Below are 14,172 nucleotides of genomic sequence, written 5' to 3' on the forward strand. Positions count from 1 at the left end.
GCCAGACAACTCCAGCGCTCCCCGTATGTGGATGGCGCCCGCTTCGGCGGGCCGCCAGGGGAGCCGCTACGCCAACGCAGGCAGAGACCAAGATGAATCTCTCTAAATTCTTTATCGACCGCCCCATCTTCGCGGGGGTGCTGTCGGTGCTGATCTTCCTGATTGGCGCCATATCGATGTTCAAGTTACCGATCTCGGAGTACCCGGAAGTGGTGCCGCCGTCGGTGGTGGTGCGCGCGCAGTTTCCGGGCGCCAACCCCAAGGTGATTGCCGAGACCGTGGCTTCGCCGCTGGAAGAGCAGATCAACGGCGTCGAGGACATGCTGTACATGTCTTCGCAGTCCAACAGCGACGGCCTGCTCACGCTGACCGTGACCTTCAAGCTCGGCACCGACCCGGACAAGGCCCAGCAGCTGGTGCAGAACCGCGTCTCGCAGGCCGAGCCGCGCCTGCCGGAAGACGTGCGCCGGCTGGGCATCACCACGGTCAAGAGCTCGCCGGACCTGACCATGGTGGTCCACCTGGTCTCGCCCAACGACCGCTATGACATGACCTACCTGCGCAATTACGCGGTGATCAACGTCAAGGACCGGCTGGCGCGCCTGCAGGGCGTGGGCCAGGTGCAGCTGTTCGGCTCGGGCGACTACGCCATGCGCGTCTGGCTGAACCCCGAGAAGATGGCCGAGCGCCAGCTTGCCACCAGCGACGTGGTCAAGGCCATCCGCGAGCAGAACGTTCAGGTGGCGGCCGGCGTGATCGGCCAGTCGCCGGCGCTGCCGGGCGCGGACCTGCAGCTGTCGGTCAATGCGCAGGGCCGCCTGAGCACGGTGGAGGAGTTCGGCGACATCGTCGTGCGCACTTCCGCCGACGGTGCCGTCACCTACCTGAAGGACGTTGCCCGCATCGAGCTGGGCGCGTCGGAATACGCGCTGCGCTCGCTGCTGGACAACAAGCCGGCGGTGGCCATCCCCATCTTCCAGGCGCCGGGCTCCAACGCCATCCAGATCTCGGATGACGTGCGCAAGACCATGGAAGAGCTGAAGCAGAACTTCCCGGACGGGATCGACTACAGCATCGTCTATGACCCCACGCAGTTCGTGCGCCACTCGATCGAGGCGGTGACGCATACGCTGTTCGAGGCCATCGCGCTGGTGGTGCTGGTGGTGATCCTGTTCCTGCAGACCTGGCGCGCGTCGATCATCCCGCTGCTGGCGGTGCCGGTGTCGATCGTCGGTACCTTCGGGCTGATGCATGCGTTCGGCTTCTCGATCAACGCGCTGTCGCTGTTCGGGCTGGTGCTGGCCATCGGTATCGTGGTGGACGATGCGATCGTGGTGGTGGAGAACGTCGAGCGCAATATCGAAGAGGGGCTGACGCCGAAGGAAGCCACCTACAAGGCCATGCGCGAAGTCAGCGGCCCCATCATCGCCATCGCGCTGACGCTGATCGCCGTGTTCGTGCCGCTGGCCTTCATGACGGGCCTGACCGGCCAGTTCTACAAGCAGTTTGCGCTGACCATCTCGATCTCGACCATCATCTCGGCGTTCAACTCGCTGACGCTGTCGCCGGCGCTGTCGGCACTGCTGCTCAAGAGCCATGATGCGCCCAAGGACTGGCTGTCGCGCTGGATGGACCGCGTATTCGGCGGCTTCTTCAAGCGCTTCAACCGCTTCTTCGGCCGCAGCGCTGAAAGCTATGGCCGTGGCGTGAAGGGCGTGATCCGCCGCAAGGGCTCGGTATTCGGGATCTACGCGGTGATGCTGGCGCTGACCTGGGGCGTGTTCCAGCTGGTGCCCAAGGGCTTTGTGCCGGCGCAGGACAAGCAGTACCTGGTGGGCTTTGCCAAGCTGCCGGACGGCGCCACGCTGGACCGCACCGAGGACGTGATCCGCAAGATGAGCGACATCGCGCTCAAGCATCCGGGCGTGGAATCGGCGGTGGCCTTCCCGGGCCTGTCGATCAACGGCTTCACCAACAGCCCGAGCGCCGGCATCGTGTTCGCCACGCTCAAGCCGTTCGAGGAGCGCAAGACCAAGGAGCTGTCCGGCGCGGCGATCGCGGCCGACCTGAACCAGAAGTACGCGGCCGTCCAGGATGCCTTTATCGCGGTGTTCCCGCCGCCGCCCGTGCAGGGCCTGGGCACCATCGGCGGCTTCAAGCTGATGATCGAGGACCGTGCCGCGCTTGGCTATGACGCGCTGTTCGAGGCCACCAACGCGTTTGCTAACAAGGCGCGCGCCACGCCCGAGCTGACCGGCATCTTCAGCAACTACCAGGTCAACGTGCCGCAGCTCGACGTCAAGCTGGACCGCGTCAAGGCCAAGCAGCTGGGCGTGCCGGTGACCGAGGTGTTCGACACGCTGCAGACCTACCTGGGCTCGGCCTATGTCAACGACTTCAACAAGTTCGGCCGGACCTACCAGGTCAAGGTGCAGGCAGACGCGCCGTTCCGCGCCCATGCCGAGGACATCCTGCAGCTGAAGACGCGCAACGCCGCCGGCGACATGGTGCCGCTGTCGTCGCTGGTGCAGGTCAAGCAAGGCTTTGGTCCGGACAGCGTGGTGCGCTACAACGGCTTTACCGCCGCTGACATGAACGGCGGGCCCGCGCCCGGGTTCTCGTCGGGCCAGGCCCAGGCCGCGGCTGAGCGCATTGCCGCCGAGACGCTGCCCAAGGGCATGAAGTTCGAATGGACCGAGCTGACCTACCAGGACATCCTGGCCGGCAATGCGGGGGTGTGGATCTTCCCGCTGTGCGTGCTGCTGGTGTTCCTGGTGCTGGCTGCCCAGTATGAAAGCCTGACGCTGCCGCTGGCGGTGATCCTGATCGTGCCGATGAGCCTGCTGGCGGCGATGACCGGGGTGTGGCTCACGCGTGGGGACAACAACATCTTCACGCAGATCGGTTTCATCGTGCTGGTGGGCTTGTCAGCGAAGAACGCGATCCTGATCGTGGAGTTTGCGCGCGAGCTGGAGCATCACGGCCGCACCGTGGTGCAGGCCGCGATCGAAGCCAGCCGCCTGCGCCTGCGCCCGATCCTGATGACCTCGTTCGCTTTCATCATGGGCGTGGTACCGCTGGTGATTTCCACCGGCGCCGGCTCCGAGATGCGCCATGCCATGGGCGTGGCGGTGTTCGCGGGCATGCTCGGCGTGACCTTCTTCGGGCTGTTCCTGACGCCGGTGTTCTATGTGGCGCTGCGCCTGCTGGCCACGCGCGGCCAGCGCCGCGCGGCCACGCAAGAGCAAAGCGCGCAACTGACTGCATCGGCTGAATAATGGTGATCAACATGAATGCCCCTGCATTTTTGACAACAAACTGGCTGCCTAAGCTGCCTAAGCTGCCTAAGCTGGCGACATTGGCCGCAGCGCTGGTCCTTGCGGGTTGCTCGCTGGCCCCGACTTACAAGGTGCCCGAAACGGCCACCGTGCCGGCCTTCAAGGAGGCCGAGGCCGCCCAGGCCGAAGGCGCGCAATGGAAGACCGCAACGCCGGCCGAAGGCCAGCATCGCGGCGAATGGTGGAAGATCTTCGGCGATGCCGAACTGGACCGCCTGATCGACGCGGCTGGCAGTTCCAACCAGGATCTGGCGATTGCCGCTGCCCGCCTGAAGCAGGCACGCGCCTTCACAGGCGCCACTGAGGCGGACCTCTACCCGCAACTGAGCGTCGGGCTGGACCCGACGCGCAGCCAGCCGTCGGCGGCCTCGCAGGGTCTGCCCGACGGCACGCGGGTGTCGCCGCAGACGGTGCTGAAGGCACGCGCCTTCGCCAGCTATGAGCTCGACCTGTTCGGCCGCGTCGCGTCCAGCGTCAACGCCGCCCGCGCCGAAGGCGAGGCCGCGGAGGACCTGTACCGCTCGGTGCAACTGGCGCTGCAGGCCGACGTGGCGCAGGCGTACTTTGCGCTGCGCACGCTGGACAGCGAGCGCGACCTGCTCAACGCCACCATCAGGCTGCGCGAGGACGCGTTGTCGCTGCTGAAGAAGCGCTATGACGCCGGTGAAACCACCGACCTCGATCCCGCCCGTGCCGAAGCTGAACTCGGCACCGCGCGCGCGGACCTGGCCGGCATCGAGCGCCGCCGCGCCAACCAGGAGCATGCGCTGGCGGTGCTGACCGGCGTGCCGCCGGCGGCATTCTCGCTGCCGGCGCGCCCGTTCGACGCCGCGCCGATCGCGGTTCCCGCCGGGCTGCCGTCCGAACTGCTGGAGCGCCGTCCCGACATCGCCGCGGCGGAACGCCAGATGGCCGCGGCCAACGCGCGCATCGGCGTGGCCAAGGCGGCGTTCTTCCCGCGCATCACGCTGACCGGGCTGTTCGGCTTTGAATCGGCGGACCTGTCGAACCTGTTCAAGTGGTCGTCGCGCACCTGGATGCTGGGGCCGCTGATCGGCTCCACCATCGCACAGACCGTGTTCGATGGCGGCCGCAACAGCGCCAACCTCGCTGGTGCCCGTGCCGCGCACGAGGAAACCGTGGCCGGCTACCGGCAGACCGTGCTGGTGGCGTTCCGCGAGGTGGAAGACAGCCTGGCGGACGTGCGCTGGCTCAGCCAGCAGGCCGGCGCGCTGGACGGCGCACTTGGCGGCGCCCGGCGCGCGGCGCGGATCTCGCGCAGCCGCTATGACGCCGGCGCGGTCGATTACCTGACGGTGATCGATGCCGACCGCACCGTGCTGCAGTCGCAGCGCGAGGCCAACCAGGTGGCTGGCCTGCGGGCTGCGGCAACGGTGTCGCTGATCCGCCGGCTGGGCGGTGGCTGGGGCCCGCTGCCGGAGACGGTGGCGGCTGTGCCGGCGCCGGCGGCCGGGGTCGCGCCGGCCTCCCAGGCACGCTGAGCCAGGGCGGGACTGGCGCGATGCTTCCCAGTCACTACACTGGAAGCATCGCGCCATGCGTACGGGATGCCACGGGTGCGCCCCGGATGCGTCCTGTCCCGCCGCCATGCTTGTTCGACACAGGAAACCGTTCTGGGGACTGATCTTCGCCGCGATCACCGTGGGCATGCTGCTGGCGCCGCTGCCCTGGTCCGACCGCACCGCCATCCATGACGAGGTGGTGATTGCCCGCCCGCCAGGCCAGGTGTTCGACTACGTGTCGACGCCGCGGCACTGGCCAGAATGGCATCCGGCCTCGCTTGGGGTGGCGGGAGCGACCGATCATCCGCTGGGGCAGGGCGAGCGCGTGACCGAGACCTTCATGGTCGCGCAGCGCGGTGGCGCGGTGGTCTGGACCGTTATCGAAAGCCAGCGGCCGCGCACGTGGTCGATCGAGGGCGTGGCCGACGGGCGCAGGGTCGGCACCATCACCTACCGGCTTACGCCCGCCATGACGCCGTCGCTGACCCCGTCAGCCGAACGCACGCGCATAGAGCGGGAGTTCCGCTACCGGTCGCCTACGCTGCTCTTTGCGCTGATCAACCGCCTGATGCTGCGCGAGCGCGTCCAGGCCGAGTCCACCGAAGCCGTGCGCCGGCTCAAGGCGCTGCTGGAGGCGCCCGCTGCCGCCATCGCCTTGCGCGGGGCACCGATCCGGCCTAAGTTGGAGCCATCCCTCAATGCGTCCAGCGAGGCCCGTATGCCGTTCCAGCTGCAATCGACCGCATTCGCCGCGGGTGGCGAGATCCCCGCAGAGCACACCTGTGAAGGCGCCGATATTTCCCCGCCGCTTGCCTGGACCGGCCTGCCGCCCCGCACGGCCAGTCTGGCGCTGATCGTCGACGATCCCGATGCACCCGACCCCGCCGCGCCGAAGATGACCTGGGTCCACTGGCTGCTCTACAACCTGCCGGCCCATGCCGAGTCGCTGCCGGCGGACATCGGCAAGGCCGGACTGCCCGCCGGCACGCGCGACGGGCTGAACGACTGGCACCGCGCCGGCTATGGCGGCCCATGCCCCCCGATCGGCCGGCACCGCTACTTCTTCAAGCTCTACGCGCTGAATGCGGCGTTGCCGGACCTGGGGATGCCTGACAAGGCGGCGCTGGAGCGGGCGATGCGGGGCCATATCCTGGCCACCGCAGAGTTGATCGGCACTTACCAGAAGCTGCAGCGCTAGGACGCGGTGCGGCCGGAGGCTACATCATGTCGCACCGAATGCTTCGCCTCGATGCCCGTGGGCCGTGGTGGCGGCTGGCGGCGGCCGGGGCGCTGGCACTGCTGGCCGTGGCCGGCCCGCTGCGCGCCCAGCCGCATGAATCCGGCCCGATCACCATCGGCGGTTCGGCGCAGGTGCAGGGGCCGCTGACCGTGCACGGCAAGCTGGTTGTCGCCGGACACGTCTATTCCAGCGGCCCGCTTACCGCCGCGTACTTCACCGGACCCGCCAGCGCGCGGGGGCTGCCGTACGGCGGCGGCTATCTCAAGGTCTTCAACGGCCCGGTGACGGTGCATGGCGACATGGTGGTCAGGGGCGACCTGAGCGTGGCCGGCCCGCTGACCGTGGACGGCCCCATTGCCGCCAGCGGCGGCATCGATGCCGACGGGCCGATGCGCGAGCGCGAATACGGGCGTTGAAAGCGTACCGGCGCTACGCAAGCTGCGGCATTGCCTGCGGGTGTTGCACAATACCGGCTTTGCAATTCTTGCATCGACCGGGGACACCGCATGGCAAAGCAGGGCGCACTGGGCCTGAGGGGCATCGCATTGTTCGAGGCCGCCAAGGGCTTGCTGGTGATCGTGGCCGGCCTGGGCCTGGCCGCACTGCTGCACCGCGACGCCCAGGCGCTGGCGGAAGCCATCATCCAGCGCATTCACGTCAACCCGGCCAGCCGCTATCCCACCATTTTCCTGTCCTTGCTTGCGCATCCCGACAACGCCCGCCTGTGGGCCATCGGCGGCTCTGCCGCGGTCTATGCGCTGATGCGCTTTGCCGAAGCGTACGGGCTCTGGCGCGGGCTTGCATGGGGCAACTGGATCGGGGTGTGGTCCGGCGGCATCTACATTCCGCTGGAGCTGTACGAGGCCCTGGTCCACCCCAGCTGGCTGCATGGCACGCTGGCGGCAGCCAACCTGCTGGTGGTGCTTTACCTGGCGCGGGGGCTGCTGGCGAAGTCGACCACCAGGGGGTCGTGATCTGACGAACGGTAGGGGTCGGGCGCGTAGTGGCCCGGCACCGCAGGCGCACCCGGCGCCGGAGTGTAGGAGAAGGCCGGGGGCTCGTCGGCATTGATATGCCAGGCATGCACGGCCATGACATGCCGGGCCGCGACGGCATCGGCAAGCACATGATCGAGATAGCCGGCCTGGGCTTTGTAGACGTAGCTGTAGGCCGGCTTCCCAGCGAATTTCGCGACCATGTCGGCATAGCCGTGGCGCGCCAGCACGCGCACGGGGTCTTCCATCGCATAGCTGTTCAGGTCGCCGATCACCAGCACGCCCGCGCCGGGCACGCCCGTCGGCGTTGCGCCCAGCCATTCGGCCAGCGCCTGGGCGGCCTGCACGCGCGCGGGATTCCAGCAACCCTGGCCATCGCCCTGGTCGGCCTGCGCGCCGCTGGCTTCGGTGCACGTCTTGGATTTGAAATGATTGACCACGACCGTGACCGGCGCGCCGCCAGCCGTCGCGCGGAAGGTGCCGGCCAGCGGCTGGCGGCTGCGCTCGCCCAGCCAGGTGGTGGCCGCGCGCCCGGCGGGCACGGCGGTGCGGGCGTTGTACAGCAGGCCGACGGCAATGGCATCGCTGCCAAGCGCCGGCGTGCCGGGGTCGAGCACGCGCCAGTCCGGCCCGAGCCGCGCGGCCAGCTGGCGGATCGCGCTGTACTGGCCGTGGCCGTCGTTTTCTACCTCCATCACGCCGATCACGTCCGCATCCAGCCCCCGCAGCGCGGCGAGCAGCTTGGCTTGCTGGCGCGCCAGCGCCTCGGCGCCCTGCGCGCCGCGGTTGCCGGGGGCATCGAAGCCGCCGCCCTGGCCGTCACCGTTGAAGTAGTTCTGCAGGTTGAAGGCGGCCACGCGCAGCGTGGTGGCCGGATGTCGTGGCAGCGCGCCGCGGCGCGGGTTGGTGGCCTGGAACACCGGCGCGTTGGCACCGGGCACGGGCTGCAGGCGCCACTGCCCGTGGCGTTTTTCCAGCACCCCCTGGACGCCGCTGACCGTGTCCCCGGCACGCACCGGATGGTCCGCGGCCAGGCGCGGTGGCGGGTAGGGCACCGCGGCGGGATACTGGCGCGTCGAGCCATCGTCAAGCAACAGCCGGTTGCGGGCGTTGGCGGCGGCGGCTTGCCGCGCGGCGGTGCCAGGCAGTGCCTGTTGCGTCGGTGCGATGGACCGGCCGTCGCTCAGCGCCAAGGTGCCATAGCGACCAAGTTCATGGGTGTCGGCAACCGTCAGCGTCTGCGGCAGGCGCACCAGCATGCCTTCACGCGCGGCAAGACCGGATTCGCCGGCGACCGGCAAGGTCAGCGTCTGCGGCGTCACCGCCATGCCGCGCGCGCACACCGCCAGCGGGCCGGACAGCACCAGCTGCGTCTGCCCGAATTTCTCTTCGACCCTTCCGGACACGCGCACCATGTCGCCGGCGCGTGCCGTGGTGCGCGGCGCATAGACGAACAGGCCTTCCGACACACCGGGCCGGTGCAGGCGTTGCGCGTCCGCGGTCTGCAGGAAGAAGCCGCGCAGGCCGCCATCGCCGCTGAAGTCCGCGGTGACGATGGCCTCTACCTCCACCACGCTGCCCGCGAGCGGTGACGCCGCGGCGGCACCCTGGATCTCGGCAATCGGCGTCGCAGGCGTGCCGCATGGCTGCGATGCAGCATGCGCGCCTGCCAGGCAGGTCAAGGCGAGGGCGGGCAATACGGCCCGGGCGAGGTGGCGCTTGCGCAGAAACAATCGCATGGCGTTATCGGCAGGTAGTGGCAGGGTGGACGATGCTAACCGCCGCGTGTAACGGAATGCTTGCAGCAGGCACGCGGCCCCGCGATCGTGCTAAGGTAGCAGACACCCGCCGGTGCCCCGGCATCCACTCCATTGGTAAAACCGCCATGATCAAGGAAATCGCACAACTCACCATCAAGCCCGGCATGGACAAGCAGCTGGAGCAGGGCGTGAGCCAGGCCACGCCGCTGTTCCTGCGCTCGCGCGGCTGCCACGGCGTGCAGCTGTTCCGCTCGATCGAGCAGCCGGAACACTACACGCTGGTGGTGGAATGGGAGACGGTGGAAGACCATATGGTCCATTTCCGCGAGTCGCCCGAGTTCCAGCAATGGCGCGCCCTGGTGGGCGAAACCTTTGCCGCGCCGCCTAACGTGCACCACGTGGCCAAGGTCCTGTAAGCGCGCACCATGAGCACCCGGCCGGAACGTCCCCGCCATTTCTCGATGCTGCGCGAGCTGCAGCTGGCCGATGTCTTTACGCTGGGCAACGCGGCCTGCGGCATGGGGTCGGTGTTCTTCGCCATGTTCTACGTGGCCGACCAGCAGCTGTCGCATTTCTACACGGCGGCGGCGCTGGCGCCGCTGGCCTTTATCTTCGATGTGCTGGACGGCCGCATCGCGCGCTGGCGCCATGCGCATTCGGCGCTGGGGCGCGAGCTGGATTCGCTGGCCGACGTGATCTCGTTCGGCGTCGGGCCGGCCACGCTGGCCTTTGCCGCCGGCATGCGCGGCGGCTGGGACCTGGCCGTGCTGATCTACTTCGTCTGCTGCGGCGTGAGCCGGCTGGCGCGCTTTAACGTCACCGCCGAATCGCTGGCCGAGGGCAGCGACAGCGGCAAGGTAGCCTACTTCGAAGGTACGCCAATCCCGACCAGCGTGCTGCTGACCGCGGTGCTGGCATGGTGCGCCTGGCAAGGCCAGCTGGGCGGCGAGCTGCCGGGCGGCGCGTGGGTGCTGGGCCCCACGGTGCTGCATCCGCTGGTGCTGCTGTTCGCGCTGTCGGGCACGCTGATGGTCAGCAAGACGCTGCGCATTCCCAAGTTCTGACCGGCCGGCGCCGAGTGCGCCGGCTCGGTGCCGCGACATCAGGAGGGCGTAGCGCCGGATCCCGGCGACAGCGGCTGCCAGGGCTGCATTGCCAGGCCGTCCTCGCGGAACTCCGCGAGTTGCGGCGCCGCCGCGACGAACGCCGGCCATGACTGTGCCGGTCCTGGCTTGCCATCGCGGACGAACCCGACAATGGCGTTCCGGAACGCGGCGCCAACGCGTTCGAATACCGGCTCCGGTACTTCCATGACCATCGGTGCGTCGGCCCACGCCGACCGGTTGCCGAACAGGAATGGCAACTCCATGCAATGCGGGCTCATCAGGCCGGGAACCTGGCTCTGCACGGCAAAGCGATATGGAAACACCGGTATGCCGCAGGCGCTGAAGGCGCCGGCGATCTGCTCCGAGCCGGCCACGAAGACTTTGTAGCTGCTGCCGTCGACCAGTTGCGTGTAGGGCGTGGGGGTGGCACGTGCCGCGGCGAGCCGGTCGTAAATGTGCCCGGCCTGTGCGCCGAAGGCACGGTCGAACCAGGCCCGGACCCTGGCTTCGCTGGCGCCGGCCACCATCGGCTGCGCGCACAGGAACGCCGTGTTTTCCTCAGCCGTGAAACCGAGCAGCGTCGCGTCGACATGCGCGGCCGCGGCCGCGCGCGGCATATCGAAGAGCCAGCCGGGCACCAGACCCTCTTCCTCCACCGGACGGAAGCCAACCGCAATCTCCCCGAAACCTGCGAGTGAGCGCATCAGTTCGCCCTGAGCCGCCAACACCGCGGCAACCGGCATCGAATCAAACCGGAGGCCGTTGGCGTGCGCGCGGAACGCCTCACTGGTGGCACGGGCCTCCTGGGGTGTCTGCGGTGGCAGGGCCGGCAGGCTGAAGAGCAGGTTCCGGCGCAGCAGGCCGCGCGCGGCGGGGCTGATGCCCAGCAGCCAGGCATACCAGGCGCCGGCGGACTGGCCGCCCACCGTCACCGCGGCAGGATCGCCGCCAAGCTCGTGGATATGCCGCTGCACCCACGCCAGGGCGTGGAGCAGGTCGCGTACCGGCCGGTTGCCGCTGGCCGTGTCGCCGCCCTCCACGTAGTGCCCCAGCGCGCCAAGACGATAGTTGACGCTGACCACCACCATGCGGCCTTCACGCGCCAGCCGTTCGCCGTCATACCAGGCTGCCGAGCCGCCGCCAGACATGAAGCCGCCGCCGTGGATGAAGACGAACACCGGCGCTGACTCCGCCTCGGCACTTGCCCAGACACTGAGGACGAAGGCATCCTCGGATTGCGCATTGGCGTCGATGCCGTCGCCCATTACCGCGGCCAGCCGCGACCTGGCCTGCGGGAACACCGCAGCCGGCCCAGTCGCGTCCCGTTCACCCTGCCAGGGTGCGGGTGCCCTGAGTTCTGACAGGCGGCTCGAAGGGGCGATGCGCTCGCCATAGGGTAGCCCCCGGAACACGGCCACGCCATTGCGGATCTCGCCGCGTGCCAGACCACTACTGAGCGAGACAACTGCTGTCTTTTCGTTCCAATTCATCAATTCAGACTCCTGAGGCCCGCATGGCGCGGGACAAGAACAGCGCGATCAGCGCACAGGCCAACACCGTCACGGCCATGCCGGCAATCAACTGGTGCAGCGCCAGGCCATGCTGCACCAGCCAGCCAACCGATCCCGCGCCGGCAAGCGAGCCCAGCCGGCCGGCGCTACTGGCCCAACCCACGCCGATGGAGCGCACCGGCGTGGGATAGGCCATCGCCATGACGGCGTTGACCACGACAATCGGGCCGCTGACCAGGAAGCCGGCGCAGAACACCAGGACGGCATAAGTGGGCGTGGCGGCGGGCGCTGCGATCCACAGCGGCAGTGCTGCACCCAGCAGCCAGGCCGCACCCACGAAGCGCAGCGGCGTCACCCGGCGGATCGTCAGCGCGGCGACCATGGCGCCGGCGAGTCCGCCGGACTGGAACAGCGCGGCCGTGCGCGAGGCCGCCGCCACGCTGGCCCCGCCTTCGCGGATCAGCGTTGGCAGCCAGCTGGCGATCACGTAGAAACTGCCCAGGATCAGGAACATCAGCGCCCATAGCAGCACCGTGGTGCGGACCAGCGCAGGCGAGAATAGGCTGTGCACGCTGCCGTTTGGCTGGCCCGCCTGTGTGCGCGGCGCCAGGAACTGCGTCGCCGCGTCGACCGCGATGCCGAGCCTGGCCAGCGCCTGGCGCACGCGGGCGGACTCGGCGCCGCGGTGGGCGAGGTACATCGGCGATTCCGGTACACGGGCCAGCACGGCGGGCAGGCACAGCAACGGCGCGACCCCGCCCAGCACGAACAGGCCCTCCCAGCCGATGCGCTCAATCAGCAGGCCGGTCAGCAGCCCCGCCAGCGCCGAGCCGAGCAGGAAGCCGCAGAACACCGCGGTCAGCGTCGACGCGCGCCGCCCGGAGGGCAGCACTTCGGCAAGCAGCGCACCGATTGCCGGCATTGCGACGCCGATCCCGATGCCGGTTGCCAGCCGCCATCCGATCAGCTGTGGCAGCGCGGCGCTGAAAGCGCAAGCAATGGATGCCAGGCCAAACAGCGCCGTGCCGGCCGCCAGCACCGGGCGGCGCCCGCGCCTATCGGACCACATGCCGCCGGCCAGGTAGCCGATCAGCAGCCCCAGCATGCCGGCCCCGATCGCCGCCGAGGTCTGCGCGGGGTTGCTGTGGAAGCGCGCAGCGACCTGGGGCGCGACGAAGCCGACGATGGCTGCGTCGAAGCCCTCGAATGCGACGATGGCAAAGCAGATCAGAATGACCAGGCTGCGCCGCCGGTTGGCGGGCGCGCCGTCGAGCACGGCGGCGACGTCGGTCAGGTGGATGCAGGTGGGGGCGTTGTCATGGGTTGTCCTCCGTCAGAACGCATGTTCAACGAATAGCCCGGCAACGGTCTGCTGCTTGCCATCGGCAGGCCCGGCCACGCCGTTGATCCACGCTTTGGCATCGGCGGTGCCGCCAGCGCGCTGGTATGCCGCTTGCACATAGACGCGGGTGCGCTGTGACAGCGAGGTCTCGGCGCGAGCCAGGAATTGGTGTGCATAGCGGTCCTGCAGCACGCCATTGCCCTTCATGTACTGATAGTGGAAGGTCAGCGCGTAGCGCTCGCCGAAGGACTTGGTCGTGCCGACGCCGAAGTTATTGATGACGCCTTCCGTGATGGCGTTCTCAGTGCGCGAGTAGCTGCCCGCAAAGGTCCAGTCGGGCGTTCCCCATTTCAGCCCGCTGCCCAGCGTGCGGATATGGGCATTGCTGGTGGGGGTGCTGCTGTCGATGAAGTCCGTGAAGGCCACCGTGGCACCGAAGCGCCCCGATTCATACAAGGCCCCGGCGCTATAGGAGCTGCCGTCGCGGACCGAGCCGGGGCGTTCACCGAAGGCGTACATGACCCCGAGCTTCAGCGGCCCGAACCGCGTGGTGTACTTGACGGCGTTGGCCAGCGCTTCTCCGTTGGAGCGGTCGTAGTCGGCCGAGCCGCCGCGAACACCGCTATACACACCGCCAAAGTTCTGGAATGGTCCCTGGCCCGCTCCCCACAAGCCGCCGTGCCAGGAACCACTGAAGCCCGCCACGGTGAAATACTCGAACATGAAGTCGCGCATATTGCCGAGGGAGAGATCGCGCAGGCCGCCGCGCAGGCCAACGATCGAATAGGTGTTGAACAGCTGCCCCACCGTGACGCCGTTGTCCAGCAGGTAGCGGCCGGCCAGGCGGAAGTACGCCGAGGTGTCGGCGGCGATGGTCTCGGAGCCGTTGAAGGCCAGGTAGTTGGGACGGGCCGGAGCGGAATCCAGGCCATAGCGGGCCGAGCCGCCGACATTGGACGTATAAGTGATGCCGCCGGCTGCCAGGCCGCTGATGGTCAGGCTATCGGCTTGCGCCGCAGCGGTCACGGCAAACAGCCCGAGGGCAGTAATTGCCCGGGCACCGCGACGGCCCGCCGGACAGCCGGTTGCCGCACGGGTGCAAGCGCCCGTTCCTGCAAACTGCAAAATCATGCGTCTCCTCCGTTCTGCATCGATCGTATCGGCGCCTTGCTCTGCGGCATGGCGGCCTTGCGCAGCCAGCCGTTGCGCCAGGTTGCGCGACGGCTGTACGGTGAACCGATAGTAGTGTCAGGAGGCGGGCTTAAGGCATGACAGTTCCGAGAATTGCCATGCCATGTACGCATGACCCGCCGACAGGGCGCGGCGCGTCCTGCGGCCGCTGATGACGCGGATCGGG

11 protein-coding genes are annotated in these 14,172 nt (G+C 68.5%); 7 read left to right on the top strand and 4 right to left on the bottom strand.

From position 1 onward, the window contains the following. Positions 1–92 precede the first annotated feature (92 nt). From AC07UK_RS32400 to AC07UK_RS32420, 5 genes are all read left to right on the top strand, one after another. Positions 93–3,278 carry an efflux RND transporter permease subunit gene (locus AC07UK_RS32400; protein ID WP_436223597.1) on the top strand — a complete coding sequence of 1,062 codons (3,186 nt, stop codon included), beginning with the start codon at positions 93–95 and terminating at the stop codon, positions 3,276–3,278. A gap of 11 nt (positions 3,279–3,289) precedes the next feature. Next, positions 3,290–4,840 (top strand): efflux transporter outer membrane subunit, encoded by a 1,551-nt coding sequence (locus tag AC07UK_RS32405; protein WP_436223596.1) that lies wholly within the window; start codon positions 3,290–3,292, stop codon positions 4,838–4,840. Positions 4,841–4,946: 106 nt separating this feature from the next. Beyond that, entirely contained in the window at positions 4,947–6,059 is a 1,113-nt protein-coding gene (locus AC07UK_RS32410; RefSeq protein WP_494687325.1) for a YbhB/YbcL family Raf kinase inhibitor-like protein, read from the top strand. Between the two features lie 26 nt (positions 6,060–6,085). Further along, a complete protein-coding gene (locus tag AC07UK_RS32415) occupies positions 6,086–6,517 on the top strand; it encodes a hypothetical protein (RefSeq protein ID WP_436223595.1) in 432 nt (143 codons plus the stop codon). Positions 6,518–6,607: 90 nt separating this feature from the next. After that, positions 6,608–7,075 carry a DUF2127 domain-containing protein gene (locus AC07UK_RS32420; protein ID WP_494687326.1) on the top strand — a complete coding sequence of 156 codons (468 nt, stop codon included), beginning with the start codon at positions 6,608–6,610 and terminating at the stop codon, positions 7,073–7,075. Here the strand turns inward: AC07UK_RS32420 and AC07UK_RS32425 are convergent. Further along, positions 7,027–8,835, bottom strand: a complete 1,809-nt coding sequence (locus AC07UK_RS32425; protein WP_494687327.1) for an ExeM/NucH family extracellular endonuclease — start codon at positions 8,833–8,835, stop codon at positions 7,027–7,029. The genes AC07UK_RS32420 and AC07UK_RS32425 overlap by 49 nt on opposite strands. A gap of 146 nt (positions 8,836–8,981) precedes the next feature. Here AC07UK_RS32425 and AC07UK_RS32430 point away from each other — a divergent pair, with 146 nt between their 5' ends. Next, positions 8,982–9,272 (top strand): antibiotic biosynthesis monooxygenase family protein, encoded by a 291-nt coding sequence (locus AC07UK_RS32430; RefSeq protein ID WP_041228612.1) that lies wholly within the window; start codon positions 8,982–8,984, stop codon positions 9,270–9,272. 9 nt (positions 9,273–9,281) lie between these two features. Further along, positions 9,282–9,920, top strand: a complete 639-nt coding sequence (locus AC07UK_RS32435; protein WP_436223592.1) for a CDP-alcohol phosphatidyltransferase family protein — start codon at positions 9,282–9,284, stop codon at positions 9,918–9,920. 38 nt (positions 9,921–9,958) lie between these two features. Here the strand turns inward: AC07UK_RS32435 and AC07UK_RS32440 are convergent, their stop codons facing one another. Genes AC07UK_RS32440 through AC07UK_RS32450 form a run of 3 tightly spaced genes read right to left on the bottom strand, consistent with a single transcriptional unit; the run spans position 9,959 to position 13,946 of the window. Further along, on the bottom strand, positions 9,959–11,452 hold the full coding sequence (locus AC07UK_RS32440) for a carboxylesterase family protein (protein ID WP_494687328.1): 1,494 nt from the start codon (positions 11,450–11,452) through the stop codon (positions 9,959–9,961). A 4-nt stretch (positions 11,453–11,456) separates the two neighbouring features. Beyond that, positions 11,457–12,749 (bottom strand): MFS transporter, encoded by a 1,293-nt coding sequence (locus AC07UK_RS32445; RefSeq protein WP_494687329.1) that lies wholly within the window; start codon positions 12,747–12,749, stop codon positions 11,457–11,459. A gap of 57 nt (positions 12,750–12,806) precedes the next feature. After that, positions 12,807–13,946: a porin gene (locus AC07UK_RS32450; protein ID WP_494687330.1), complete on the bottom strand. Its 1,140-nt coding sequence runs from the start codon at positions 13,944–13,946 to the stop codon at positions 12,807–12,809. Positions 13,947–14,172: the final 226 nt, after the last annotated feature.

It is taken from the genome of Cupriavidus sp. GW821-FHT07C08, from assembly GCF_059419025.1.